The sequence below is a fragment of the Rhodoferax ferrireducens T118 genome, assembly GCF_000013605.1.
GTDB lineage: Bacteria > Pseudomonadota > Gammaproteobacteria > Burkholderiales > Burkholderiaceae_C > Rhodoferax > Rhodoferax ferrireducens.
In genome coordinates, this window is the sequence record NC_007901.1 from 179,401 (window position 1) to 204,651 (window position 25,251).

At 50.8% G+C, this 25,251-nt stretch carries 41 protein-coding genes; 1 reads left to right on the top strand and 40 read right to left on the bottom strand.

The window, feature by feature from the left end; genetic code table 11:
- Positions 1 to 80: 80 nt before the first annotated feature.
- Together RFER_RS22385 and RFER_RS22390 are read right to left on the bottom strand one after the other, a co-directional pair.
- Complete coding sequence (locus RFER_RS22385) at positions 81 to 1,778, bottom strand: DUF3369 domain-containing protein (protein WP_011458640.1); 1,698 nt, start codon at positions 1,776 to 1,778, stop codon at positions 81 to 83.
- Positions 1,775 to 3,268, bottom strand: a complete 1,494-nt coding sequence (locus RFER_RS22390; RefSeq protein ID WP_166485922.1) for a sensor histidine kinase — start codon at positions 3,266 to 3,268, stop codon at positions 1,775 to 1,777. The genes RFER_RS22385 and RFER_RS22390 overlap by 4 nt, the downstream gene beginning before the upstream one ends.
- 253 nt (positions 3,269 to 3,521) lie before the next feature.
- Here RFER_RS22390 and RFER_RS23725 point away from each other — a divergent pair, with 253 nt between their 5' ends.
- Positions 3,522 to 4,043 carry a hypothetical protein gene (locus tag RFER_RS23725; RefSeq protein WP_011458638.1) on the top strand — a complete coding sequence of 174 codons (522 nt, stop codon included), beginning with the start codon at positions 3,522 to 3,524 and terminating at the stop codon, positions 4,041 to 4,043.
- 45 nt (positions 4,044 to 4,088) lie between these two features.
- Here RFER_RS23725 and RFER_RS22405 read toward each other — a convergent pair whose 3' ends face one another.
- From RFER_RS22405 to RFER_RS23750, 38 genes are all read right to left on the bottom strand, one after another.
- The gene (locus RFER_RS22405) at positions 4,089 to 4,367 is read right to left on the bottom strand and encodes a hypothetical protein (protein WP_011458637.1); all 279 of its coding nucleotides are present in this window, start codon (positions 4,365 to 4,367) and stop codon (positions 4,089 to 4,091) included.
- A gap of 27 nt (positions 4,368 to 4,394) precedes the next feature.
- On the bottom strand, positions 4,395 to 4,595 hold the full coding sequence (locus tag RFER_RS24780; RefSeq protein ID WP_244095916.1) for a hypothetical protein: 201 nt from the start codon (positions 4,593 to 4,595) through the stop codon (positions 4,395 to 4,397).
- A gap of 122 nt (positions 4,596 to 4,717) precedes the next feature.
- Positions 4,718 to 4,969, bottom strand: coding sequence for a hypothetical protein (locus RFER_RS22415; protein ID WP_011458636.1), 252 nt, complete (start codon positions 4,967 to 4,969; stop codon positions 4,718 to 4,720).
- A gap of 315 nt (positions 4,970 to 5,284) precedes the next feature.
- Positions 5,285 to 5,488, bottom strand: a complete 204-nt coding sequence (locus tag RFER_RS22420; RefSeq protein WP_041793412.1) for a hypothetical protein — start codon at positions 5,486 to 5,488, stop codon at positions 5,285 to 5,287.
- Between the two features lie 10 nt (positions 5,489 to 5,498).
- Complete coding sequence (locus RFER_RS24365; RefSeq protein WP_166485923.1) at positions 5,499 to 5,816, bottom strand: hypothetical protein; 318 nt, start codon at positions 5,814 to 5,816, stop codon at positions 5,499 to 5,501.
- A 15-nt stretch (positions 5,817 to 5,831) separates the two neighbouring features.
- On the bottom strand, positions 5,832 to 6,308 hold the full coding sequence (locus RFER_RS22425) for a GNAT family N-acetyltransferase (protein WP_049765774.1): 477 nt from the start codon (positions 6,306 to 6,308) through the stop codon (positions 5,832 to 5,834).
- Positions 6,309 to 6,350: 42 nt separating this feature from the next.
- Positions 6,351 to 6,533: a hypothetical protein gene (locus RFER_RS22430; protein WP_041793414.1), complete on the bottom strand. Its 183-nt coding sequence runs from the start codon at positions 6,531 to 6,533 to the stop codon at positions 6,351 to 6,353.
- A gap of 9 nt (positions 6,534 to 6,542) precedes the next feature.
- Complete coding sequence (locus tag RFER_RS24370) at positions 6,543 to 6,767, bottom strand: hypothetical protein (protein ID WP_166485924.1); 225 nt, start codon at positions 6,765 to 6,767, stop codon at positions 6,543 to 6,545.
- 14 nt (positions 6,768 to 6,781) lie between these two features.
- On the bottom strand, positions 6,782 to 7,069 hold the full coding sequence (locus RFER_RS22435) for a hypothetical protein (RefSeq protein WP_166485925.1): 288 nt from the start codon (positions 7,067 to 7,069) through the stop codon (positions 6,782 to 6,784).
- A 53-nt stretch (positions 7,070 to 7,122) separates the two neighbouring features.
- The gene (locus RFER_RS22440) at positions 7,123 to 7,467 is read right to left on the bottom strand and encodes a hypothetical protein (protein WP_011458633.1); all 345 of its coding nucleotides are present in this window, start codon (positions 7,465 to 7,467) and stop codon (positions 7,123 to 7,125) included.
- A 312-nt stretch (positions 7,468 to 7,779) separates the two neighbouring features.
- Positions 7,780 to 8,022, bottom strand: coding sequence for a hypothetical protein (locus tag RFER_RS22445; protein ID WP_011458632.1), 243 nt, complete (start codon positions 8,020 to 8,022; stop codon positions 7,780 to 7,782).
- Positions 8,023 to 8,038: 16 nt separating this feature from the next.
- Complete coding sequence (locus RFER_RS23730) at positions 8,039 to 8,482, bottom strand: hypothetical protein (RefSeq protein WP_011458631.1); 444 nt, start codon at positions 8,480 to 8,482, stop codon at positions 8,039 to 8,041.
- A gap of 9 nt (positions 8,483 to 8,491) precedes the next feature.
- On the bottom strand, positions 8,492 to 8,839 hold the full coding sequence (locus RFER_RS22450) for a hypothetical protein (RefSeq protein ID WP_166485926.1): 348 nt from the start codon (positions 8,837 to 8,839) through the stop codon (positions 8,492 to 8,494).
- Positions 8,840 to 8,936: 97 nt separating this feature from the next.
- A complete protein-coding gene (locus tag RFER_RS24375) occupies positions 8,937 to 9,170 on the bottom strand; it encodes a hypothetical protein (protein WP_166485927.1) in 234 nt (77 codons plus the stop codon).
- A gap of 13 nt (positions 9,171 to 9,183) precedes the next feature.
- On the bottom strand, positions 9,184 to 9,471 hold the full coding sequence (locus RFER_RS23735) for a hypothetical protein (protein WP_011458629.1): 288 nt from the start codon (positions 9,469 to 9,471) through the stop codon (positions 9,184 to 9,186).
- Positions 9,472 to 9,489: 18 nt separating this feature from the next.
- Complete coding sequence (locus tag RFER_RS22455; RefSeq protein ID WP_041793428.1) at positions 9,490 to 11,613, bottom strand: hypothetical protein; 2,124 nt, start codon at positions 11,611 to 11,613, stop codon at positions 9,490 to 9,492.
- A 315-nt stretch (positions 11,614 to 11,928) separates the two neighbouring features.
- Complete coding sequence (locus tag RFER_RS22460) at positions 11,929 to 12,402, bottom strand: hypothetical protein (RefSeq protein ID WP_011458627.1); 474 nt, start codon at positions 12,400 to 12,402, stop codon at positions 11,929 to 11,931.
- A gap of 22 nt (positions 12,403 to 12,424) precedes the next feature.
- Positions 12,425 to 12,787: a hypothetical protein gene (locus RFER_RS22465; protein ID WP_011458626.1), complete on the bottom strand. Its 363-nt coding sequence runs from the start codon at positions 12,785 to 12,787 to the stop codon at positions 12,425 to 12,427.
- A gap of 9 nt (positions 12,788 to 12,796) precedes the next feature.
- On the bottom strand, positions 12,797 to 13,027 hold the full coding sequence (locus tag RFER_RS24380) for a hypothetical protein (protein WP_166485928.1): 231 nt from the start codon (positions 13,025 to 13,027) through the stop codon (positions 12,797 to 12,799).
- On the bottom strand, positions 13,024 to 13,161 hold the full coding sequence (locus tag RFER_RS24385) for a hypothetical protein (protein ID WP_166485929.1): 138 nt from the start codon (positions 13,159 to 13,161) through the stop codon (positions 13,024 to 13,026). Before RFER_RS24385 ends, RFER_RS24380 begins: the two co-directional genes overlap by 4 nt.
- Before the next feature lie 89 nt (positions 13,162 to 13,250).
- The gene (locus RFER_RS24390; RefSeq protein ID WP_166485930.1) at positions 13,251 to 13,394 is read right to left on the bottom strand and encodes a hypothetical protein; all 144 of its coding nucleotides are present in this window, start codon (positions 13,392 to 13,394) and stop codon (positions 13,251 to 13,253) included.
- A 54-nt stretch (positions 13,395 to 13,448) separates the two neighbouring features.
- Entirely contained in the window at positions 13,449 to 13,649 is a 201-nt protein-coding gene (locus RFER_RS24395) for a hypothetical protein (RefSeq protein ID WP_166485931.1), read from the bottom strand.
- Positions 13,650 to 13,653: 4 nt separating this feature from the next.
- Positions 13,654 to 16,008, bottom strand: a complete 2,355-nt coding sequence (locus tag RFER_RS22470; protein ID WP_011458625.1) for a hypothetical protein — start codon at positions 16,006 to 16,008, stop codon at positions 13,654 to 13,656.
- A gap of 14 nt (positions 16,009 to 16,022) precedes the next feature.
- Complete coding sequence (locus RFER_RS22475) at positions 16,023 to 16,247, bottom strand: hypothetical protein (protein WP_011458624.1); 225 nt, start codon at positions 16,245 to 16,247, stop codon at positions 16,023 to 16,025.
- Between the two features lie 2 nt (positions 16,248 to 16,249).
- The gene (locus RFER_RS22480; protein ID WP_166485933.1) at positions 16,250 to 18,808 is read right to left on the bottom strand and encodes an XRE family transcriptional regulator; all 2,559 of its coding nucleotides are present in this window, start codon (positions 18,806 to 18,808) and stop codon (positions 16,250 to 16,252) included.
- Positions 18,809 to 19,391: 583 nt separating this feature from the next.
- On the bottom strand, positions 19,392 to 19,721 hold the full coding sequence (locus RFER_RS23740) for a hypothetical protein (RefSeq protein ID WP_011458622.1): 330 nt from the start codon (positions 19,719 to 19,721) through the stop codon (positions 19,392 to 19,394).
- A 28-nt stretch (positions 19,722 to 19,749) separates the two neighbouring features.
- The gene (locus RFER_RS22490) at positions 19,750 to 20,016 is read right to left on the bottom strand and encodes a hypothetical protein (RefSeq protein WP_011458621.1); all 267 of its coding nucleotides are present in this window, start codon (positions 20,014 to 20,016) and stop codon (positions 19,750 to 19,752) included.
- A 12-nt stretch (positions 20,017 to 20,028) separates the two neighbouring features.
- Entirely contained in the window at positions 20,029 to 20,382 is a 354-nt protein-coding gene (locus RFER_RS23745) for a hypothetical protein (protein ID WP_011458620.1), read from the bottom strand.
- Positions 20,383 to 20,393: 11 nt separating this feature from the next.
- Complete coding sequence (locus RFER_RS22495) at positions 20,394 to 20,735, bottom strand: hypothetical protein (protein WP_041793442.1); 342 nt, start codon at positions 20,733 to 20,735, stop codon at positions 20,394 to 20,396.
- Between the two features lie 223 nt (positions 20,736 to 20,958).
- Positions 20,959 to 21,198: a hypothetical protein gene (locus tag RFER_RS22500; protein ID WP_011458618.1), complete on the bottom strand. Its 240-nt coding sequence runs from the start codon at positions 21,196 to 21,198 to the stop codon at positions 20,959 to 20,961.
- A 9-nt stretch (positions 21,199 to 21,207) separates the two neighbouring features.
- Entirely contained in the window at positions 21,208 to 21,597 is a 390-nt protein-coding gene (locus RFER_RS22505; RefSeq protein ID WP_041793445.1) for a hypothetical protein, read from the bottom strand.
- Positions 21,598 to 21,613: 16 nt separating this feature from the next.
- Positions 21,614 to 22,735, bottom strand: coding sequence for an AcrVA2 family anti-CRISPR protein (locus RFER_RS22510; RefSeq protein ID WP_166485934.1), 1,122 nt, complete (start codon positions 22,733 to 22,735; stop codon positions 21,614 to 21,616).
- Positions 22,736 to 23,047: 312 nt separating this feature from the next.
- Positions 23,048 to 23,293 (bottom strand): hypothetical protein, encoded by a 246-nt coding sequence (locus RFER_RS22515; RefSeq protein ID WP_011458615.1) that lies wholly within the window; start codon positions 23,291 to 23,293, stop codon positions 23,048 to 23,050.
- Between the two features lie 9 nt (positions 23,294 to 23,302).
- Positions 23,303 to 23,551 (bottom strand): hypothetical protein, encoded by a 249-nt coding sequence (locus RFER_RS22520; RefSeq protein WP_011458614.1) that lies wholly within the window; start codon positions 23,549 to 23,551, stop codon positions 23,303 to 23,305.
- 31 nt (positions 23,552 to 23,582) lie between these two features.
- Positions 23,583 to 23,897, bottom strand: coding sequence for a hypothetical protein (locus RFER_RS22525; protein ID WP_011458613.1), 315 nt, complete (start codon positions 23,895 to 23,897; stop codon positions 23,583 to 23,585).
- Positions 23,898 to 23,906: 9 nt separating this feature from the next.
- Positions 23,907 to 24,503 (bottom strand): hypothetical protein, encoded by a 597-nt coding sequence (locus RFER_RS22530; RefSeq protein ID WP_011458612.1) that lies wholly within the window; start codon positions 24,501 to 24,503, stop codon positions 23,907 to 23,909.
- 12 nt (positions 24,504 to 24,515) lie between these two features.
- Positions 24,516 to 24,836 (bottom strand): hypothetical protein, encoded by a 321-nt coding sequence (locus RFER_RS22535; protein WP_011458611.1) that lies wholly within the window; start codon positions 24,834 to 24,836, stop codon positions 24,516 to 24,518.
- A gap of 9 nt (positions 24,837 to 24,845) precedes the next feature.
- Complete coding sequence (locus RFER_RS23750) at positions 24,846 to 25,247, bottom strand: hypothetical protein (protein ID WP_011458610.1); 402 nt, start codon at positions 25,245 to 25,247, stop codon at positions 24,846 to 24,848.
- Positions 25,248 to 25,251: the final 4 nt, after the last annotated feature.

Below are 25,251 nucleotides of genomic sequence, written 5' to 3' on the forward strand. Positions count from 1 at the left end.
ACGAACGACTAACAGCTTAGCGCTGAGTAAATATCACTTTAACACAATTTCGAGTGGGTAACACTGTTTTTTGCACTAAATCAGCCGGGCTGAGCAGGCGCGTGCCGGGCGACAACTGGGCGCTCTGACAATCGCCTCTCCAGCCGGCCGACATGGTTCAACGGTTCCGGTGGTGGCACGTCAAAGGCGTTCAATTGAATGACAAAGGTTGTCCCAACCCCAACCTCGGAACTGCATTCGATGGTTCCACCCATGGCCTGCACCGCCCTTTTCACCATTGTCAACCCAAGACCATGCGCCGGTGTCCCACTGGTGGAATAAAACGGATCGAATATTTTGTCGAGTTGGTCCGCGCGAATCCCGGAGCCATGGTCCGCAATGACCAACCGGATTTGACCGTCTTGTTTAGTCAATTCAATTTCAATTTTCGGCCCATCGAAATGCGTTGTGCTGTTAGATAGCGCCTTGATGGCGTTGCCCACCAGATTGACGAATGCATATTCGAACATGGTGCCATCTGCTCGGGCCCAACAATCGTCTTCAATGTGGACTCGCATTTGCCCTGCTTTTGAAAACCAATTCTTGTTGACCTCCAACGACTCCCTGACGATCGGCCCAATGTTTACCCTGGCCACAGGCAACTCCAGCCGCTCTCTCAGCACGACGCCAACATTTATCATTGACGAATCGATGTGCCTGTTCATGCCGTTCAGAATCCGGTCGGTATTGTTGAGTAATATTTTGAACCGCTCTTTGTCGCATTCGCCGGCTTCAAGCGATTCGAGCATGAATTCATTGCTCATTCGCATGGATGCGATAGGGGTCCTGAATTCATGAGCGAAAATTCCAATCGATACCATCGCCTCAGCCATCCGTTCCCGGAGCAAGCACAGCCGATCTAAGCATGCTTTGATGGTGTTGGCAAAGGACTTCCCGAGTGTCTCGTCGATTTCATCAAACCCGTCAGGCTTGTTCAACCAAAGCACCACCTTGCGCCCGAGTGAAACTTTGATGTAGATGTACCAATCTTTGTCGGTCTTAATGCTATTCGTCTGCTCCAACGCCTTGGTCATCTTCTTCTTGGTCACTGAAATATTGGGAGGCAAAACGCCGATTCCATTCAACGGTTCAATGAGAGACTCATGCTCGCTGGTTGCCGACATCACGGTCAGGGGCACTATCCCTTGATTTACTGTCATACCGGCGTAGGCCAGTCCCCCACCGGCATTCTTTCCAAAAATAGGCGCAACGTACTGCATACAGACGTTTGCAAACTGGTCGATTTCGTCTGTAGTCAAAAGCTGATTCGAACAACAAATTATTTGCTGCATGGCGTCCTTCAATCGCGCCAATCGCTGTAGTTGATCATAGGCTCTGATGGCAACAATCACTGCCGTGATTATCCGATCACGAACGGCTGTTTGCTTAAGGATGTAGTCGTCGATTTCCAGCTTCAGGGTTATATCTCGTTCTGGGGCGTATCCGGGGTTACCCGTCCTCAAAATGATCCGAGACATTTGCATATTGAAATCATGACGAATCATGGTCACCAGGCTCAATCCCGCGTGGGGTTTCTCCATGACAACATCCAACAAAATTACAGCGAAATCACGCTCCCTTTCAAGCAACTCAATCGCTGCCGTAGCACTGCCCAGCGTGGTTATATCCAACTCACGCCCTAAAACCTTGAGATCCATCAGGGTGTAGACGGTGTTTGTCAGAACATCCGCATCGTCGTCAACGACAAGGACTCTCCATTTTTTATCTTGCTTATTCATTGAAGAAAACCCGGAACTGTGTCTGGCGGGGAACTATCGTTTTCGACAGTGGGCGAACTCAATGGAATCGTGACGATGAATTTGGATCCGTCGGGTCCCGTGTTCACGTCAATGTCTCCGGCCAGGATCGCTGTTGCAAGGTGCGCGACGATGCTAAGGCCCATTCCCGTCCCCCCGCGCCCTCTTTTAGTGGTGAAAAATGGCTCGAAGATTCTTGTAACTACTTCATGGTGTATGCCCCATCCGTTGTCTGCGACTTCAATGCAGACATCCGATGTTCCTGACTTGATCCAGGTTCTTATCGTCACAATTCCATCTGGTTTCTTTTCAAGTCCGTGTATCACGGCGTTTGTCACCAGATTGGTAACGATTTGCTCAATCGCGAAGGGAAATGTCTCCATCTTAATGCTCTCATCCAGTCGCAATTTTACTCTGACACCGTATTTTGAAAGCGTTGGCTTCAACGCGAAAATAGACTGTTTGATGCAGTCTGCAAGGTTGACCGTAAGTCGATTGCTACCCAATTGATCCAGACTAACTTGTTTGAAATTGGTCACAAGAGTGTTGGCCCGGTCAAGGTTTCTGCTGATGATTTGCGCCCCCTCCATCATGTATTGACTGAGACGTTTTTCTCTTTGCGGATCTTGACCCAATTTTTCTTGCATCTCATGGCTCCAAGCAATCATATTGGATGAGGTCAAAACTGCATTTCCTATCGGCGTACCCAATTCATGCGACAGGCCTGAGACCAGGGTTCCAAGATTGGAAAACTGTTCATGCTTAACAAAGACCTTATTTGTTTCGTTTACCGTCAAATCCAGTTGTTCAGACTTTTCTGAGAGAAGTTTTGCCAGGAGTTGGTTGGTTTGTTCGAGATGTTCGCGGGCGCTGTCACGTTCGCGCAAGGCTAACTGTCTTTCTTCTATCAAGTGCCGCCGCATGATGGCGCAGACGACAAACAGCACAGTCAAGATGGTAGTAGCAACGGCAAAGTGCTTTATCGTTTGTGCGTATGCGATTTGAGACATTCCTGCTACTTGCTCAGCGAGAGTCCCCCACAACAACAACCCGACATAGGCAAATAGCACCCCGAGACCATAGCCCGTCCCCAGTGCTATGGTCACGGCGGCCAGTCCTAAACACAAAATCATGGTCTGTGTATGCACGATGGTGGTTGCAAGGTGAGTCAAGCCTAACCAGAATGCCCCGATGAGGAATGCATAGGACAAAACTGAAAACTTTGCAAACCCCTTGTATATTGCCCATCTTTCTGCGATCAGAAATAGAACAAGGAAAACGATCATCATCACTGCGGCAGGTGGACTGGCCTTAACCCACAAGTTCTCCAGCATATACAGGAGCAGAGAAATAATAGTTAAAGCATTAATGTCCGAATAAGCACCCGACAGCCGCTTCATGTCCTGATCCTCGAATTTTGGCCTCGGGAAAACCTTCAAATACAGCTGCAATGAGACTGTGAAAATACTCATGTTGATCCTGGTTGATTGGTGTGCCATCTTCACCGTCCTGCGTCCACTTCAGAATGGACGGCCAAGGCTTTGTGGTTTTTGGGATAATAGCAATTTGCGTCAAAGTCCTGCTGAATGAACGCGAAACATTGCAACCCAACGGGTTCGCCGAACGTTTGGTGAGACGGAAATTTATGGATTATGGAAACCAAAACAATTGTCACTTTGTCGTGCCCTCTGCGGATGGCCTCATGCAAATTTCGGAAGGTGGAACATGTCTGAGCGTAATTGCAGCGTAAGCAATCCGCCACTCCAGCGATGGACCGTTCGATACGGCGAAGGCACGCTTCTTTTCCATTGTCAATCAGTAGACATTTTTCAGGCCATCGAGCTGTGTAAGGAAGCACACCCGGGTGAAATCATCATCTCTGCCTCATTAAATCCAGTGGCGTCGGAGCTGGTATTCAGCTTAAAGCCAGGCGATGCCTCCGGTGCTTGGAACCCCACCGGAACGTTTTCAGTGAATGTCAACGACCTACGAGGGATCACGGACAAGGTTTACATTGACACAGCTTTTAGTGATGGACGAACTGACGATGTGGTCACACTCCAGGTTGCGCTTGACCGCATTCCTGGAGCCGAAGACAACGGTAAATCATGCCTGCAATTTGTTGAAGACGAGATCGCTGTGTCGATTCGCACGCGCGGTGAGCAGTACGTCTTTTCACTTGAAGCGGCGATTTCGGTCAACAAGCCCGCTCTTAGCAACAAGATGCGCGGATGCAATTTACATTAGTCTGACTTGAATCGAGTAAGTCACGGTGTAGCACTGTCATTTCTTTTAGTTGCCGCACACCTGGCGTTTTGCTTTGTCACGCACTTGGATCAGCGTCAGGCGCTTATTCTTCGACACAACGGCGTAGAGGCATCCACCAGGGTCCTTGATAATCTGGCCCAGCGCTACTGGCGTAGCCTCCCGCTTGAGCGCCCCAAGAGCCTCATTTCCAGTAAGAACCTTGGCCTGGTTCACTTCAGCGATAGCAGATAGCTCTGCCGGAGTCGCCACCCCGGCAATCAGCGCAATGGCTATGGCGCACAGGCCGAAAATGATGGTTCTCATGGTTTTCCTTGACTGAATTGGTACCGGCTACTGTGCAGGCACTTCGGGTGAATCCAATTGCTGTTCCGCCCACGCTATTGCCTCTTCAATCCCAGCGTGGCAAGCCGTATTGGCTGCAGCGCAAACAAGGCCCTCGTGGTTCTGTGCATGGACAAAAAAGCCATCCGGGTTGAAATCGGTGCGGAACGCGTTACTCGCATCTACCTTAAGAACGGTGTCATTAATCATCACAGGCCCGCCTGCGACCAATATTGATTCCAAAGCGATTCGCTGATGCTGCGTTAGTGGGCCAGTGATTGAATGTGCCTCAGTCCGCCATTTTTGATAGGTGCGGTGCATGCTGGTTTACTTCACTTCGACTGGAATGGTGAAACAGGTTTGATCCAGTGCCATTTAGGCGCTGGGCCACCGAGTGCAGCGTTCCATGCGGACACCTTGGCGAAAAAATCAGGCGTGGTACCCAGCTTTTCCACGTGCTCTTTCGTATAAAACTCAACCTCTCGCTGCCCGCCCCGTACATGGTGAAAAATCACAAAGGACGAGATAGCAATTGAAACCAATCCAATCAGATTGGAGGCGATGAAAACGGTTGTTTCAGACATAGTTTTCCTTTAATGGTGGCGTGATTCAGAGTTTGGGTGGCAATGGCACAACTGGCCGTCTGCAATGCGTCGGATATGTCTCTCCACACTCTCCGACAGTGCCTCCACATCTTTCGTAGTGCCACTCTCCGCCATCGTCTTCATCTGCGACTGCAAGCCGCGGCGCTATCCACGAAGCCTCCCAGAGCCAGAGGATTACCCCGGCCCACCACATTTCGCCGTTATCAAACTCCTCCCAGACCGCCTCTGCCTGGACAACATTCTGCTTCTTCGAACTCGACACGATTGTTTCCTTGATAACTTTTTTCTTATCTGTCAGACGACCGCTGAATTTCGGCAAACCCACTGCGTCACCAACTCTTCCAGTAGCGCCAGAAGGCTTTCGTCATTGAGTAAAGTAATGTCTGGTGGAACGGCGACTTCGGGGCCGAACCCCCCGAACATCTGAACGCTGCGTGCCTTCTCCTGCTGCTGCCGCTCGCAAAGTACTGCAACACGTTGAATGATTTGCTCTCTCATGGCGGTTTTCCTATGGATTGTGGATTTTATTGATTGCTGCGCGTGCAATGCTACGCATGACTACATACTTGAAGGCTTGTACAACGCACCCCACAAACCATGAGGCCAAGGCTGGCAAGACAACCAGATACCAGAAAAATCCCTCGTTTCCCGATGGCGTGTCGTGCGCAAAGGGACTGCTGAAAGCCACAATCAACCCAAGCGCAACGATGCTGGTGGGCACTGGATATTTGGATGTTCCCTTCCACGCCAGCCATATTCCTCCAGGGATTGTTGCGATACAAAGAAGCCAGACAACGACATTGAAAATTTGCATGACAAATGGCATAGTTGTTTTCCTTGATCATTTGGGTGTATGGATGACCGTATCTCCAGCAACGCGCAAAAGGTACTGCCGTATCGGGACTCCGGTGAAACCGTCCGGTTTGGAGTTGAAAGATGTTGAGATGACTTGCTCGGCAACGCGTATAGAAGCCAAGTTGTCTTCGCCTACGATAGCCTCAACATAAAACTCCACTATCCCGGCTCCACCGAATCCAGTTTTCATTTCAGCAATTGCAGATTTGACAATCTCCTTTGCGTAGCCCTTGCGTCTACACGGTTCTGCCACTGCGTAGCCAAGGTTGAAGCACGGCTTTGATTCATATGGATCACACGCAATCGCCATGACAAGCGCAACCACTTTGGAGGCTTCAAGTCTCACGTATGTCAGACGCATTTCGCCATTTGGTTTGTCAACAGTCATCCAGAGCGTTGGATCGACCCTGCCTTTCTGTAGTCGCACTTCTCCACAAGCAATGGCTTGTTCAAGAGACTGCATTGCGTCGTGTGGATTTGGTAAGGACATACAAGTGGTTTGCTTCTATGCGAACAAAAACACGCCGAGGACGACAAATAGCGCCGCAACGCTTTGTGAGAAAAACACCCACCTGTAATCGAACATCCATTGAGGAATACCGTTGCCGAAGAACGCTACAGCGCACATTAGCGAGGTTCCGAGCAGTGTGATCAGGAATACAGGGAAGAGCGTTTTGAGAACTTGCATAGGATTCCTTTACTTCAAGCGAGTGAAGCGCACGAGGTCAACGTGTCGATCACCCGTACCGGACTCATGGTGTCGGTATTCAATTCGAACCATTCCATTTGCTTCCATCGCTTCGAGATCTGCAATATGGGTAGCAAAGCGTTCATATCCACCATCCATTTGACTGGCACCTCCATAGGTCATTGTTCCGGCTGCGCCAATGGCTGTAGCGTCATAGGTTTTTCTTGCAAGCATTTCGATTCTCTCCTTCACTTTCCATCGACAACAAAGAAACGTCTTCTCTTTTCAAGGGCCTTCTCGTCATTCGTCATTTGCTTGATGGAGGCGCGATTACCAAAAAGCAAGCCATCTTTATCCATAACGACAAAGCTGCTCTGGCGAATAGTGTTGAAGGCCTGGGCCAACAGAGCATTTTTACATCCCATGTCTGGTCTGTAATAGACAACCTCATAGCCATGGCTTTCGATCAAATTTATTGCAGACTCCAACTTCACTCGGCGCGCACGGCTTTCGCGTGAGTCGGCGAGGTAGTCCATAAATCGTTCTCTAAGCCTTACCAGCCATGAATCCCGTTCCAACATGTTTTCTCTCAATTGGCTGCGGCCAACGCCATCGCCTTGGCGCTATTGAATTCTGGAATACGGTCCTGGCCGATGTGGCCGACAATGAACTCGCGGCTTTGTGGTGCCTCGGCGTGCCAACGACGCGCCCAATCCAGCGCCCATTCAGCCGAACGATTGCCACTCATATTGCCAAGACCATCGTTGTGGGTATCGCGCACGCAAAAGCCATAGATGTTCGTGGAGACAGCCGCCATCAGATAAATGCATGTCGACAAGTCAGAGCGCCGAAACCGACCCTCACCAACTGCATCGATGACTCGCGTCAGCGCGTGCCGATGTTTGTCGGTGACGTTGATCTTATTGAGTGTCATGGCTTTGTTTTCCTTTGCGAAATATTAAGTGAGGACTGGAACTCGAAGTCGTATCGCGACACCGCGGTCACCATCGGAGCCTCTGCCGTTATTTTTGAAACGCTCAAGCCACAGGTAATCAGCTTCACGCGCCAAAACACGCATTTGTAACGAGACTGCCTCCGCGCCGGTACAGTGATACCGCTTCCAATCCCGCTTGGCCACCGCCCAGTCAATAATCGCTTCGCCATGACCCTTCCTTCTCCACGCCGCGAGAAAGCTCTCTTCAAATGTTCTCCAGTCACAACAGGACACGGTCCTTTCCTTTGTGATTCATCCTGCGCTGTCGCCAATATCGGCAATCTCGTACCAAACTCGCACCAGTTGCATCATCTTCTCCCCATCGTAGGGTGCATTGAAATTCGAATTGCGGACAAACAGCGTCTCGATGTTGATCACGCGGGCCGATGGTCGATCACGAAACCACACATTCAGACGCTCTGCGATCTCTAAGGCTTGGCGCTCTTCAGAGGCGTTCCGATCTTTCGCCTCGATGGTCATTACAGAGATAGTCATAGCTTGGTGGTTTCCTCTACTTGATTTCCAAAACCAAAATTCGACGCCCATTGAGAGCTTCACGAATTCCCATGTTGTCCAAGTCATTTCGTCTTTGAACACAAATGATAAAAGCGCGACTCGCCAACCGCTTGATCCCCTCGCTGAGAGAGCCGCGCTCAAAACACGCCGATTCATCAATCGCAAAAAGGCCATTTGGGACAGTTGACACATCGAATACGGGCGGCTTAGCTGAGGTTCGCCAGTATCGCGATTCGTCAATTATTTTCCCTGGTGTTGTGCGTTCAAGTAGGTATGTCTTGCCGCTACGCGCAACCCCAATCAACACAACAACAAAATTGAACCGCAACGCTATGCGCAGAACCAACCCAACGACCCCTGCTCGCAGTGCCGTCAACCACGGAGTAGTTGATGGTTTAAAAGCACCAATATTGCAATAGACCTGGTTATCTGAACTCATGGTGTTTTCCTATGAGTTGCAGCTTGCAGCCTTCGATTCCCTTGTGGTGTTTGGGCGCTGAATTTTCGCATCGCCAATGGATACGATATCCAAACTTACGAGATGGTCCAGAACTGTCAAGCACTGGCCATCAGATATTTTTACCAAGCTTTCGCCATCAAACACTTGACCTTGGTAAATCACCATTCTTCCATCGGCACCTGGTTTGACTTCTTTGATGTAAGAATGGACAGTTCCTTTTTGTCTCAGCACGCTTGGAGTGGAGCCATCTTCCAGAACAATGGTATGGGCCTGAATGTCCATAACAGACAGGAACAACAAGGTTGCAGCCATCAAGAGTGTTGTTTTCGATTTCATGATTTTCCTTTGGTGACGCCTGCCGGGCGACTCGTTGTGCGAACTGCACTGAAAAATCCGGCACGCCAGGCTTTTCGGTTTGGTCAACAGCTTTCCTTCAGGTTGCGTCCTGGCCGGCGTCATATTTTGAACGGCGTGAGCTAACCTGCAACGCAATGGACAACCCCAATCCAAAAGCAGTCATAAAAGTGGGAAACACTGCGTCAAGGCTCAACAGGTGCCCCGCTCTAATCAGGTCGGATACACGCACACTCGCTGCACCGCCCAAGGCGGCAAAAATAGTTGGATTGATCCAACTGAAATGCCCAACCAATTTGTTGCGTTTTAACATTGCTGATTTCCTCTCAGATAGGGCGTTGACGAGCAGCCTGGCGAGCCCAGACCGCCTGTAGGGCAGCTACAGCATCAGCATAAAGCTGCTGCTTCCAGCCACGACCGGCATACTTACTGCCACCTGGGGGAGTGCGGACATCACACACCCCCAGCACAAAGCCACGGACTTGCTCACTCACCGTCACGGAGCCCTGCATGCGGCCTTCGGAATCGAACGCATCAATGACCACACCGCGTGAGTCTGACGATGCACGCCAGCCGTCAGGCAATTGAGTTGGCACATCAACAATTTTCAGCACGTTGTTTTCCTCGATGTTTTAGCCATCGCCAACGCCTGCTCCAAAACACGGCTCAAACGGAGAGTGTTCATAAGGGTGCTGATCAGAAAATATCCATCCAGTGAATATCGCATTTAGCAGGCTCTCGAAGCCGGACAGTGCCCCGCCGCTGGAGGGGAATTCTTGAGGGTCAATCTGAGCCAGCGCCTGGGCTACTCCAACGCGTTTGAGTATCGACAACAAGGACATAACACCCTTGATTTCATCCAACATTCCGCGCCAGGCGTAGCGACACTTCAACTGAACCCTGGAGGTGTTGCCTTGATAGTGGTATTCGGCCATTGGAGGCTCCTTCGCGCCAAGGCCGGTTAGAGCCAGATACCAGTCATCTCCCGATATCCTCGCGCTATAACATCCTTTGTGCGACGTCATCGCCGCAAACTCGAAGTCAGTTGAGGGGTCTGCAAACCGTGCAAGCAAGGATGTCTCCGGCCCTTCTATGCAAGCCTTGGCGACGGTCTGAACTGGAGTGCTTCCAGGAAATACCCACCAATGGCTGAGCCGTTTGGCTAAATCTGCTGGCATCTTAGACAATGCATCCATCAGGATGTCTTCTCGATATGACGAAACGTCTATTGGCCTGAGCTGGAGAAGAGGGCTCGCACGAAAATTGAGATCCATGCTGCTCATGGAAGTAGCGTAACCCTTGTGCCCGAGAACAGTCTCTCCCCTTTCCTCAACCACGTAACCGACAGCCTTCTTGCTGATCTGTGCGACGCGCTCGAACTTGCAGATTTCATCAGGTGTCGATGGCCTGTGGGTTATAAATGGTTCGGCGGTCAGGTAACCGCATTTGAACAGCACACGCACCCCGCTCGTATGTTGACCGATGTGGTTAGAGTAGTGACGCACGGCAGCCTTGAAATTCGCATCACTTCGCGATGTCAACCTGACCACACCAATGCAAGTCGGCTTGGGCCTGGCGAAATCGAACAGCGAGATAAAGGAGCTTACTGTTTGAGCCTGTTTTTTTAGCGGGACTTGTTCGGTCTGTGCTTTCACTTTGGCTCGAAATTCATTTGCACCGATAGCTAGTGCCTGGAGCACTTTGGCTGGTGGGCCTTTGCGCATCCATATCGTGTGGTGATCGTGCCACACGTGATCCAGACACTCACTCAAGACTTTCGACGTGAGTATTTCAGGGCGACCGCACGAAAATGCGTAATCGGCGTTGGCCGCTGCAATCGGCCACCCATGGGGTGCGCAGCGGAATCCGTTACTCGATGCCTCTGCGTCGAACATGTCCTGGCAGGCTTTCAGCAATTCAAGGTCTGGAGCAGGCGAATTCAGTCCATTGTCAGGCCACTGCTGGTCGCTCTGGATGCAATAGGCAGGCGAAGAGATTCGCTCTCTCTCGTAGTAGATCATCGACAATGCTGACTTTAGGTCCCTGTAGGCTTGTGTCTCTTTTGGGGGCGACGTGCGCTCCTTTCTATCAAACACGAAATCAGCGAGAGAAATAGAGGCAAATCCGTGTTGCTCATCTGCCCGAAATAGATCTTCGTAAGATCTCAATCGGGCGTGCCATTGGGCTTCTTGGGCATCAACCTTGTCGCTTGCGTACGCTGGCGATTCATTGACAGATTGCGCTCGGAAGTTTGATGCTCTGTCAAACAGAGTTTTGCCTGTTCGTATGCGCTGTGGCGTGCCAACTATGGAGTCAAACACGAGCACGCATGGCATGTCGGGGTGAAAATTGCGATTTTCGACGTCGGGGCCACCCAATAGTTGGGTAGTCATGTCGATCAATCGCAGTTCGGCCATGGGAGATGTGTCGGCTGGATCGACCTCTATACCGATCAGAAAGAGCCCGTAGGGACGCTCTAACACACTAGCGCCACCGACGCGAATAGAAGTCACTAAGGGATACTTGGACAGCGCACTGACCACATGGGGCAGCGATTGCTCAAACTGCCTCACCCTATCCTTGGTCGCTCGCCCATTCACTCTGGAATATTGCCAGACAACGAAGCCGGCCTTGGACAGGCTCCAACTCTCAATGCCGTGGCGGTCCAGACCCCTGTAACTCATAAGATCCATTTCGACATATGCCTGTAGGGCTTGCCTGCATTCTCGCGCTGAAAGGCCCAGTTCAGTTGCCATTTCAACACTGTTGAAACAACCTTCGCCTCGAAGCTTCACACTCCAAAGGAATGTGTGCAACGCGCTCGGTGGGACTGGAAGATGCGCCATTGTTTTCCCTTAGATTCGAGAGACGCCGCATGGGTGTCGTTCACGCACACTATTCGCCCAGAAGTTGATTGCCTCAGCGATGTCGTCGTCCCGTCCAGGCCAGCGGATCGCTAGGCGAGTCTTCAACGCATTGAGGCTTTGACATTGAAAATCACGCGCAACATTCACTGCATCCCGCAAAATTGCATAGGCGGATTCGCTAAGAGTGCTCACTATGATTTCCTTTCAAGCCGCTCGCGGCCATGATTGCAACATGCCCTTATCAAGCACTTCATGTACCTCTCTCAATTCGATTCTCAAACCGCCAGCGACCTCGCGACCAATCTCAGTCGCAAAGCGGTCCGCTCTCTCTAAGTCGCCTCGTTTGATCGCTTCATCATGCACGGGTGATCGCAGATTAACCGCCCCTCGAATCACCAGACACTGAACCACTGGCAAGCCGATGGGTGTCAACCGCGAGAAGCCTGTGAAGGCATTGCCTGCTGCGACACGAGCACACCATTCCTGATCCTTTGCGACAGTTTCCAACCGATTTCTATGCACCAAAGCGCCGGGGCGCGTGAGGTGGGCTTCGATCTTGACCTTCATGTCACGCGTCAACGCATTCGGCGGTAGACGGCCTAAATACTCAGCAGCTTCTGCGAGCAGTCTCAAAGACTCTTGATGCACTGAAGCGTCATCGGGGCAGAGATCGTCCATGATTTCCTTCAGTTTGCAGCGTTCAGTTGCTCGTATGTGTCTTTTTTTTAAAAACAAAGGAGGATCTGGTGACAGGGAATGAGCCACGTTCGCCTTGGCTGGCATTGACGTAAATGCTTTTGAACCCACTCGATCCATTTGGACAAAGTCTGAACCAAAGGTGTATGGGCATCTCAAGCGGAAAGCCGTAGCCTTCCTCGCGCACCTTCTTCATGAATTCATGGACATCATGGTGGCCACGGCTCAACAAAAAGTAAATATGATAAGGGTCAACATCTGTCCCGATTGCCTCGATTGCAAGCGGGTAATGCTTCTGTTTTTTGGTCACAGCTCGTGCGGCGCAAACAATGTCGGTAGCAACTGCGGCAAATTTCGGGTTTGACATGCCGATTTCCTATGCTTGGACTTGGCAATACACTCGCCAGCCGCAAAAAACACCAAAAGTAGAGCAAACCAACGCGCTGATTAACCAAGCACTCAGAATCCCAATCTCCCAACTTGAGTAACTTTGAATTAACCCCAACAAACAAACCATGGCAAGGGCGACGATGACCGCAGTAATGAAGCCTCGACCTTCTGGACTTTCAGCTTTCGAAGCATTCAGTAGCGTGATGCTTTCTTTCACTCTTTCGCCTTCAGTTTTTTGATTCTCTCCTTCAGAGTAGCCTCTTTTAGCAAAGCTTTTGCTCGTTCCTTGAGTTGCGATGGTGTTGCGTTTTTTGCGCCAGGCGGTCGTCCAATTTTCTTTGCCGTTGCCATTTCAACCTCCATAATAGTGAAGGCCTAATCCTACCAGATATACTAAAAATAGTGTATCTTTATATTTAATTCAAGACTGAGTTATGACATCAAAAATGCCGGGTGGGCGAATACCTCTTGTTCGTCTGGCGTGCCCCCGTGGCGCGTTCTCCACCAAACATACCCGGCTCAATAGGCGCATGTTGAACGGAATAGTTTTCGACGATTCCGGGATACAAAATTTCGACTGACATGACGTTTCCCCTTCACTTCCAATTCTTGATTGCCTGAATAGCCGCGATCAAAGATCAACTTCCCATGCAGGTGACTCGACCGTGTTTTGAAGGGCCTGGTGCATAGCCGCCCTCACCCTCCACCTGAATGCCGCAAATTTTCTGTGGTGCGTCTTCCGCTGTAGTGGCGGCATGCCAATAACCACGCTCTACCGCATCGGGCTCAAAATTCTTATCCGATGCATCCGTTGCGACAATTTGGAATACCTCAGCCATGAATTCATTTGAGCCTGTAATTCCTTGCTTTCGGCCAGGTGTCAGGATCTTGCCCAAGCAAGTGCTTGTTGACGACCACTGGCGGGAAAAGCACCATTCGCTTTTGTAACCGTCCTTTGCCGAAAGAGACATGCCGACCGTGCCCTCTTCTGAAGTGTGGCTTTACGGTTCTCGAACCATCACCCCCATTGCCCGTTTCAAACGCTTCATCGGGTCCTACGAGGATGTAGTCGTAGCTCACCCCCAGTTGCCTTTGCGCCTTCAGTTTCTGGCCTTCCGACTTGCCTTTCAAGCTGGCGAGCAGGTTCTTTCGAGGTTCATGCGGGACTTGAATCGCCCCCGGCGAGCCAATGTATAGAAACACCTTTATGACTTCTTCGACCAATAGGTCAGCGAAATCGAACCACTCTTCATCGTCGTCTGCATTTATTGCGGCCTTCCACTTTGCCATCGCCTGCGCGATCGTCTCGTCCTCGCTCGCAAATTCAAGGGAAAAATCCACCAGAGTCAGTTGTTGGTTATCGTCGGTGGCCGCTATAAACCCCAGTTCAATGACCCTGTAACAGTTCTTGTTGTAGAAACCGGAGCGGTGTTCGTGCACAAAAACACCGAGTGGACTGAAGTTCAACCCTTCCTCGACAAAGGACAGGGACTGAAGCCTTTCTTCAAAGTGTATGTACGACATGGGAAAGGGAGTCGCAACCATTCCGATTGGCAAATCCAGCCCAACGTCCGTATGCATCAACCGCTCTTCCAGCGTCTTTTTGACCACCATAATGGGAGACTTTGACCAGTGATGCCGCAGGCCAATCAGAAGTTCGTCAGTTGGCAGAGCGGCCGATGGGCAGTTGCAGGCGAGATCTCGAAATTCAGGAAATGAAGCCTCTAGCTGCGCGTACACATCCTCGTTGGAAAACTCTGTCTTCGCAAGCAACTCCTTGAGGCGTGAATAGAGCTTTGGCTGGTAATGCTTCTGCATTACCTCGACCGCACCAACTGCCAACACGTAGGTTGGGAATGGAACTGTCGAAAGCGATCCGTATGGATCGTCATTGAAACCCTCCCATTGCGCTGTCCTGATCAAGCTGGCACCCTTGCCTGCAACTTGCACTTGCGGGTCCAGCCACATGCCGTTTCGGTCTGGGTACAAATTGGAGCCGCGATCCGTAGTCACCTTATCGAACGTTGTCGGATCAGCCATGCTCAACTCAAGGCTCACTTCCCTGCAAAGCTCCCGAAGATTTTGCTCGGGCAGCGCCTTGTCATCCAGCGCAGAGATGATCCACGATGTTCCGTAGACAAAAGCTCCAGACTCCCGCCACACGCCGATTCGCAATTCCTGCAAAAACCTGTTCGGATCGTCCAGGCACACCCATGCGGCGCAAACGTGACACCTGTCGACGCCTGCGCGTTCTAGTGAAGTAGTGACAATTCTCCTGAAGTTTGCTCTCCGACTGGAATTCAGGAACGAGTCGTAGACCTCACTAAATACCCCGATATCAGAAATACTGCACGCAGGCCCTGTGCTGAAATCCGGAGGATCACCGTCAATTACAGATGGCAAGACAGTCTTCAAGGCCTGGATGAACTTTGACTTTGCCGTGAATAGATTGATGCACTGGCTTGAGTCGACGTCCTGTGCAACTCCAAGGACGACAAAACTGGCATTCACTTCGCGGTCTCCTGGAGTTGATCGACATGTATCGAGCATGTGCATCAAACCAGATCGCAACCCAAACGCATTCCAGACCGATTCCTGGGACTGGCTTTGCCCGACCATTCTCATGAAAATATCAAAGAGCACATGCATCTTGAGGTTTTCCATAAAACCAGGCGTGAACCAGACCGCTGATTTTCCTCCAAAGCTAATCTTGAACCCGTCAAGGCCTTTGTTCGCCATTTGCGCCCTCGCAGACGCCTCGGTGGCAAACGAATCCAACAATTCAGAATTCATCTCCTCCCATGGCGTATTCGTTCGAACGTGAATCGCAATCAAGTGCACTATCGAGTCCGACTCACTCGCATCGTCCGGGGTTTGAATTTTGTAGATGGCATTGGCTTTTGGTTGTTCTCGAACACGAACACTTTCCGTAAATGTTCTATATGCAGAGCTTACGAACGCACGAGCGATTTCCGGGGAACGCCTGTCACAGGCCGCTCTAATCTCATGCAGTTCAAGATCCTCGTACATCTTCCAGACGGCGTGTTCAAGATCGGTCAGGTTTGCCTCGTTTGTTACCCGCATCAGTGAAACCAGCAAATGGCCTTGCTGAGTAAGCTTTCGCTCGCGCATCGCCTTTTGGATGCCACTTCTCTGAAATTCTTCGAACCCGTCGCTATCAAACTCACGATCCATCATTTTTGCGGCCTCATTCACTTTGTTGTCACGTTGATTCGATTTCTTATTTGAGCCGCTTGTACGTCGGCAATCAAAAGATTCAGCAGAGGGCAGCGCGATAGCCGTGAATTCCTGGGCTTTGCAGCTTGTTTGGCGCGAATCTGCTCAATTTTTTCCCAGACCCTGGCAAGCTCTGCTTCACCGCACTCGTGCATGTCCAAGGCCTGCGCAATACAGAGTGCCGCAATCGTTATCTGCATGACTATTGCGCGCTGCGCGCTTCCACCCTATGCAAGCTTGCCACCATACGTTCCGGGTTGATTCTCAACCGGAATGATTCGCCCACCTTGGCGTTCAACTGGGAAAGCCTTGGCATCATCTTTGAAAGCAGAATCAGCCCTGATTCGCGTTTTGTGATAAAGGCAGGCGCAGCCTGATCTTCAAGCGCATATTCGCCGGCCGATAGCTTCCTTGAGAGAGACCCAGGCATGCCAATGAACTTGTGTTTGGTGTGGTACTCGCTCAGTTCAAACTCGAACGTGAAATAGCCTTTGTCGTCTATTGTCGCGTTCGTTCCTCTGTTGAACAATGAATCTGCAAATGAAGCTGCACGGGCCAGCGCATGCGGTTCAATATCGCACCCACAAATAGAGTACATCCCTTTGGCCGGTTGGACAAAACAGGGCGACTTGCCAAGCGCGTTTGCCGTTGCAATGGTTGTCACGTCCAGCGTCCTGTCAACGTGAGCATCAATTTCGTATTTGACGGCCACTCCATCGTTCGCTCTGATCACTTTGATGATTTCAGCTTCCACATCTGACAAGGCCCCTTGAAGCACGGTTTCATCGTTAGCGAAAAAATCATTCTTTTGAATTCGCGTTAGCCATGGTGTCCTCTGCAGAACCTTGGCAAGGATTACGGAGGGGGCCTCTATGACGAATGGCTTAGAGTCGTCTGCCTTGTAATAGCCGCGCTGGGACCGTCCCATGGCTGTGTAGATCTCGTCAATGTCCACCTTGCGATCCGCCGCCGCCATTACCTTCTTCGTCACGTTCTGGAGCCGGTTATCACCAATATCGTTCCCGAACCAGAACCAGCCATCCGGCTCAGCCAGCCATTCAAAGCCGTCCACCATTTCAATCGCTGTTTTAACCTCCTTGATACTGACCTCTGTATCGAGTTCATCAGAGACAGCGCCGCAAACAAAATGAATATTGGCGGCACCACTCCCACGAATCATTTTCAGGGCCACTGATCTGGCGCTACGGATCAGGCTGTCATCTTCAATTTGCGAACCCGACTTGAGTACGTGGTCAAGGTTGGATTGGTTCTGGCTCCATGGGCTGCTTGCGAATTTCGCCAACTTTTTACCGAAAATCTCAACTGAGAAACGTTGCGCGCTTTGAATGGTCAACTCTTCACCCAGCTTGTGCTTCAGTTCAATGTCGAGTTGTGCAACGGTAGCCGGAGCTAGCCGACTTATCTCGACGGCAAGTTCATCGAGCCTTGGCGTCGGCATCTTCAGACCATCGGCCCTCTCGGTCATCTTTTTCACGATCTGTCTGATTCTCTCCCGAGTGACGCCAACTCTCTTGCCACCACTTTCAAGCGTAGATTGGCCTTCCCCCTGAACGCCATAGCGCACCGAAAATATCTCTGCCCAAGACTTTTCAGTGGGCGTTAAGAGCCCCCATTCGGTTGTCCTGCGAAGAATTGCCTTTCGGCTCAACCAGGCGGCTGCCGCCCTGATCTCTTTGGACACGGTATGCCATGTCACAACCGCATCCGCAGCGTAGGCCGATCCAGGGATGAGCACCGACGCAGGAAATGCAAGCGGCAGTGCTTCAATAGTCTGATCGCGCAGCCAACCCGCAGGCACCAGCAATGCTGCTTCCCATTTGGCCTCAACGTCGATGTCGGGGAACTTCCTGAGAATTCTCTCGTTTTGAGCGAAGTTCGCCATGTTGAGCCCCGCCGCACTGGCGCACTCCGACACTTTCATGCCAAGGGCAACCCTGCGCTTCTTGGCCCGCTCTGCCAGCGCTATTCGGTCATGCGTGGCCAGGGCCGACCGCTTGACGTAGGCCCCGTTCAAATACGCTAAAGGGAGTTCGGTCTCATTCACACGGGGGTCGCGCAGCCAGCCATTCTGCACTTTGAGCACGCCTTCCCACAAGTCTTCGACATGCTGATCCACCACCGCTCGCAGGCAATATTCCATTTGGCTGAATTCTGCTTCTGAAACTCCAATTTGTTCGGCACATTTTTGGACCTTCAGTCCAAGCGCCTTTCGTCTCTTCTTTGCCCTTTGTGAGAGCACGATTCGCAGCTCTGGACTTTGTGGCCCTGACTGGGCCTCTAGCTCAGCAGCGAGTAATTTGATGTCTGGTACGGTCGGCGGCGTGCCCTGTCCGTACAGCAGCCAGTCTTGGGAGGCATGCAATACGCAGGCAATGGCCGAAACATGCCGCTTCTGGGCCTTTGGACTGCACCTCTTTTCCAGATAGGAATAGCTATTGACGGCGATCTCCAGTACCTTCGCCATTTGAGGTTTTGTGATGCCCATTTCTGTTCGCCTCATGCTTATGCGAACTGCGACTTCACACTCGTTTCCGGATGTGAAGACCTCTATCAGAGGAGGGTCTGGATCCTTCGCTCGCTCCGATGCTGGTGGAAGTTCACCCTCCCCCGTGCGAATCCATTCCTTAGGGGCGCTCAGTAGTATCGCGAGCTTTTCCAGGTGCCTGTTCTGCAGGTGTTCGCTGAAGTTGCGTTCCAGGTAGGCGTAGTTGCCCTTTGGAATGCCAATATCGTTTGCCACTTTGATCTTGGTAAGGCCCAAATCCAATCTACGGCTTCTCAGTCGAGCGGACGCTTGCACGCCACCGGAATCGTTTCTTGGTCTTCCCCCTACGTTTTGACTCATTTATCTTCCTAAATGGCGATCCATTTGGAAGCCATGTCGTTTTGTTGTTCGTTGACATCCGTCTCATAGCGCTTCAGCCCGATCAGCGACACCCCAACCCCTTCATCTTTTGACCAATGTCTTGTTTTCTCATGACTCAACTGCAACAGAAAAAAACGTCATTCACTGGTTTCCTAGTTGTTCAAAGTGATTTTTGGAGTTCTTGTGCGGCCTGATAGTTGCTAGTCGCCAACGTGCGCCAAACATCGCCGGGACGTTGTACCCACCACATCGACCAGCCAGCGGACGCACATCCAGTACGAACAGACTCGCGCTTAACCTGGACACCAGCAGTTTGCGCAACCGACAACACATCCTCTCGCGATACACGCGCTACGCCAGCGGGGTTCTCTGCCTTGCGGCCCCCATAGTCATTGCCCATCGTTCGGCGGTTCATGCGCTTTGTTGACACGTCGATTTCCTATATAAATATTTTGTATCAAACCCAAGTTGTAAGCACCGCCATGAGCCCAACGGACTCATTTGTGTTTAACTCGGCAATCCACTTGCGGCCATCGATCCCATCACCCGCAATACTCATGGATTCGAGGACAGTCTTTCGTTTCACAAAATCAGTCACTTCCGCTTGTGTCCACACAAGAAGTTTTGAGTAACGCTCCAAATAAATACCAAAGGTATAACCAAACACAGCACTAGGCAGGCGATCAACAATAACTTGTTGATCGCCACTGCGTTTCTGATGACCTGGGGCGAAGTCGTGGACGTGCGCAGGTTCTCTATGTTCAAAAAGTTGAGGACGAAGAGTCATATAGTTTTCCTTGATGTTTCTTGTGCCGCTACTGAGGCACGTCTTGTATGTTGGCAGTGAGCCGGGCGGCTTCACCAGGCGTCGAGCAAGCGAGCGCAATGATGTCTTTGACCATTGGTGTCGTGCCAAGTCGGAATCCATGCTTGCGACCTTGCTCGATGAGATGCTGATTCCTGATGCACCAGTCGGCCAACTCTTGCATTGCGAGCTGGACTGAACTCTCACTTTCGCCGAGTCGCCGGAAATCCTCGTCCAGGGCTTTTGCTGGAATCATCCGTGTTGCGATTGCAGTCATCTTGTGTTCCCTTTAAGTTGTCGTCTGGCCCGCGCCGACTTGCAAACCGCGCCATGATGGGTAGTCTCCGACTTGCCGCCAATGAGGCTTTGTTGCCCCTTCAGACCTCCATGACTCGCCATCCCATAGCTGAATCATCACACCATCTACAAAAAGGCGCTCATAGTTACCTGTCGCCAGTGGTGCCTTTTCTCCGCCAACCCAACCATCGCCCTCCGTAGCGAGTGCATGTTGCAACCAACTCTCCGGCCTGCTTGCGAGTGTTCGCGATCTCGCAGCAGCTACACCAATGGCGCGAGCCATTTCATCACTCATCCAGCCAAATGGATTAGGTTCACTCATGAATTCTTGGGCAATGGCGTGCATATAGCTTTCCTTCAGTTCCGCACTGGCAGTTGGTGTGTCACTTGTCCGTTGTCGATGACCGCCTGCATGGCATGCAGGCCTGCCGCGTAATACTCAAACCCACCAAGACCATTACCCACCTTTACAGCGGCACCACAGACCTTCCCAATCTTTACGATCAGGCCATCTCCTTCACGTGTCGTCTCTGCAACATAGGACTGGCAAATCGTCCCGTCCGCATTCCTGACGGTCGGCAACGAAATTTCATTGCCATAGATAGATAAGGTTGCCTTGCTTAGCACCTCTTGTGCATGTGCGGTCTGGATCGACAGTGTTGCCAGTGTTGCCAGAAAAAGTGTGTTTAGTTGTTTCATGGTATTTTGACTTCCTTCAAGATGCACGCGGTGGTTCAACGGTCATACTCAAGTACGACTTTTTCAATGCAGCGAAATTTCGTTTTCCAGATGGGTCATCAAAAATCGGACCCTTTGAGTCTGTTCCGCGAAATACGAAGCTACTCGTTTTTCCGTCTACCCAAACGAAATGAACCTTGGACCCGAGGGGTGTGTTTACTGCGGACATTTGATTTCCTTGAGTTTATGCGGCAACCTGGCTCACTTGTGGCCGACCTTCAACGTCTTCCTTGGCTGCATCGATTGGGTCTTGGACCTCGCCGCTAGACCAGTCTTCTTCGTTGCACAGGTACTTAGCCTGCTCACTCGCTTCGGTATCAGTATCACCAGCGTCCAAATAGACCCTTTTGGCTGCGGCGATCCATTCGCTGCGTGATATTGCTTCTGGCTCTGATTGCAGTGGTGACATGGCGTTTTCCTTCATTTGTGCTCGTTACGAGTAACGCGGAGACTCGCCATACGTCTTGAATAGTTTGTCAGCCTGTTCTGGCGTTTGAATCTGTTTCGCCCCGCCTCCAAAATCCCAGGTGGCGACAACAGAGTGACCTTTCGGGTCTGAGACTTGCGCTGCCATTGCCAACTTCCAGTCACTGGTGCCAGGGAATAGCACTCCTCGTCCGCCTGGCAGGTTTTCTGCCCAACCACCAACGGTGGCCTTGATGTAGCAGAGATAGCCTTTTAGCGATCCCTTGCGCGGTCCCCTGGAAAAGCGAGGGAAGGTCTCAACAAGTCCATCGCCAAATTTTTCACAGGCGGTTTTATACGCCCACGCGTTGGCCAATGGAATTGCCTTCACTTCGTACATCGCTCTCTGGACGCCCATGGCATGATTTCCTTGATTAGGTTGACCGTCCATATATTCCACTACTCACCAGATGAGCCGTTGTTATAACGTCATCTGCTTTATTAACATTCACTGGAATCGGCCACAACCATTTGAAGCAATGCTTCTGTGGCTTGTCTTTGGGGCCCGTCCAATACATATGCCAGTGTGACTTACGAAAGTGGGGCCGCATTTTGGGTCCATTGCCGTCGCTCGCCGATTCTTTCTCCCAGTCCTCTTTTGCTTTACGGAGATCGGCGCCTATTCTGAAACCAACGTTCCATTCTGTAACTCGATCAGCGCTATAGACTTTCTTCTTTTCCTTTTCTGCTTTAACAACAGAGGCCTTTCGTTCACCTATTGTTCCACCTTGAATGTCTGGTTCATCAGAGCATATGTACATTAAAATGTTAATCAACAAGAGGTTCGTGTTAACAATAAATTGCTTGGTTTCGTCGTCAAGTTCTGGGGAAAAGTGTTCTTCAACAATCTCAGCAGACGCTAAGTACCCCTGACTTTTAGAGTCAATTGGTACAAGGTTGTTTCTTACTTTTTCATGCTTTGCTCGTTGCGCTGCTTTTTCTCTTTCGCTTATCTCCAGGCTCTCGCTTATTGTTTTCCCAATCAATGGAACCGAAATGCTGAATCTTAGATATTCTTTATCTCTAGGAATCACATCGAGAGCGGTTAGCGAATGGTCAGCCTCCATTTTTTCTTCGGCTTCCATAATGAGATCTGGATCCATCGACAGGAGCATCAGAAGATTCGAATCGTTGCATCCTCGTGGGTCAACAATTACTTCAATTCTTAAAACTGGTGCAAACAAACCTCTGTCGGACCCTTCGTCATCTACTACTGCGAAGAATCCATGCATTCGGAAGCCTTCATGCAAATCAAGCCCAGGCGTTGAAATGTAAACACCCCACTCAGGCATCCTGAACAAGAATTCAGTCGCTACTTCGTCTTTTAAAGAGCTAGAACACAATTCTTTGAGCATCTCATCATCAAAATGGTAGACCCCCTTGGTCATTCGCCATGCGCACAGCGCAGTCCCAAGTTTTGAATCACTGTTCTGAATCCTGATTGCTTCGTCATAGGTGTATTTATGACGGGTGTAACTCTCCAGAATCGCTGACATGCAGCCCCATGGAAGGAAACACCAAGGTTCCCACCGATCTACTCCCATCGTAGTCACCGGGTCCTTTCTGACTATCTCAGTGTGCTTCCAAACCCCTTCATATTTCTTGGCGAAGTCATTTAGCACTCTCTCCGGTAGAGTGAGGTCCTTCCTTTGCGCAGCTCGCAAATGCGTTGCGAACTGAAACTTGGGCCCAGCCGTTTTTAGTCTCTTAACCAATTTTGATTCCCTCCGCGTATTGATTTTTTCAGTTGTTGGTGGATGCGTTCAGGTTACAGGGTTTGGTTGGCGCGCAAGTTTCTATGATTTCCTCTACTTGAACCAATTCTCTGCAAGCAGCTCTGGCGGGCTAGCTTCAACTAGCGACACCTTGACGACTTGCAGGCTTTGAATCCCTGGGTATGGGGCACCGATTGCCTGCGGGCGCCCGGCACGGAAGTGTGCCGCCGTTGGTTTCCTGTCGGACCAAATGACATCGATTACTTGGCCCCCATCAATTTTCAAACCCCAATAGGCTGGGTCAACCGGTGGGATATCTGGATCAAATTCAATGCTCATAGAATTCCTTCAAGATGTCGGTAGATCACCCGGCCCGTACAACGCAATCAGTTGTTCATTCGATGCCTGAACGAACTTGATGCCGTATGGTGGAAATGAAAATGCCGGATCATTCTTCTCCAGCTCATGAGCGTGCGCGTTTGCCGCTTCAACGAGAGCTTCTGACGGGGCCTCTCCGCTGGCAACACCGTGAGCTTTGTAATAGTCACTCAAAATCTGACGATGCAGTCGCGCCATTTCGGGGTTCTGGTAGGTCATGATGTTTTCCTTTGGATTGGTCTTGTGTCTTTTACAGGGCAGCAACAGGCAAGTCGGCTGCATTCACGGTTGTCATACCTAGATGACCACTTGTCATTGCTCGGGCGTTGTGCTTCAACAGAATGAAAGTGTTTGCGTTGGCAATCATGGCTTGAGCCGTTTCTTGGCTTATTGATTTGATGACATCAACTGCGGATTTCGGCATTCCAACGACGATTGATAGGCTGAGTTTGCGGCCTTTACGTTCAGGGTATTTGATTGCCGCGAGTTGGCCAGCATCGAATTGTTTGTTTTCGCCTTGAAGTTTGCGAAGAACTTGCCGTGGATAGAAATTGCGGATTTTCATAATGCTTTCCTATGAATTAGGTGTCTCAGGCTGTTTCTCCCGTCCCGGCACCTTGACTTTCTCAACCTCCGCGTCAGTTAGCGACATGGACGCGTAATCGGCACCCCCATGTTGCGCGGGAAGAAATATTCGGGTGTTTGTGTTGGACAGAATCGTGTCGGGATCAACGTCAACGTAAATTTCTTTGAGCCTTGCAATATGGCCTTCGCCATCACTTGTCATTGCCGCCTTTTCCTTAATCCCCTTCAAGGCCTTCACAGCAACACCCAAATCAACCTGTCCCGCCCAGTAGTCAAAGGTTGGCTTTGCCTGCGGGCTGTAACTAGGGTTGTCAGTCGTGTAGCTCTCAAAAAGCCTTTGCACTGAATGGCAAGTCTCCGCAATGTTTACCGGATCACCTCGCTCAATAGCACCTCCGATATTCAGGAGCTGGGTAATTGCATCTGACAGAAACATGAGGTCTACAGGGGCCATTGCTGGGTCTCTGCGCTCGCCCCCGTTCATAGGCGTTCCGCCACTGTATTTGCTGTACATACGGATGGCCGTTGCCGTGTCACCGGAAAATTTCATGAGTTGGGTCAACTCGAGGGTGAAGTCAATTTTCATCTGTGTTTTCCTCTACGTTGCAGAAGTTGATTCGGTCGCCCAAAGGCCCATCAGTCTTCCGGCAGTCTCGATACTTTGTTCGACCGTGGACAGGTTAGGCTGAGTTCCGCTGTGTTTCAAAATTACCTTGTCGGCCTGTTCGAGAAGCCGGTATTGCGGTGTGCAAAGCTCCGCACCAGGATAAGGGGGAACACCATGCTTAATTGCGTTACCGAGCACGTCAAGGTCGGCCCCGATGCTGGTGCCCGCAAAATGGGAGTGATGGTTGCCCATGTCCTGGATGACATCCGCAAGGCGATGCCAAAGACGCGAAGGAATGGTTATGTCAGCCATAGATTTCCTTTATCGCGGATTTAACTTATTGACGAATGCAGTCGTCTGCTCAAGCGACGGCGTTGCAAATTCAGCGATGGACTGGTAATGTGTCGCTTGAAACTCAATCACTTTAAACTTCAGATTTCGACCTGGCAGAAAGTCAACCCACTGCCCGGAATCAAATCGGAAGACGGCTTCTTTGTCGTGTCGGAGAATAGACCCATCTTCGCGTAGTTGAAACAGCCCGCAGGCTACAGATACAAATGGAGACTCAGGGTGATAGGTGTCAACCGGTGGAGCCACTGCAATTGAAGTCAGCGTCGGGAGGATGTCTTCCGCTGTGAGTAATATTGATGGCGGGCTCGAATGGCGAATCAGACCAGATAGCGCAGACTTGGCTTTAGCAAAAAATGATGGTGTAGTGCCCACTGTG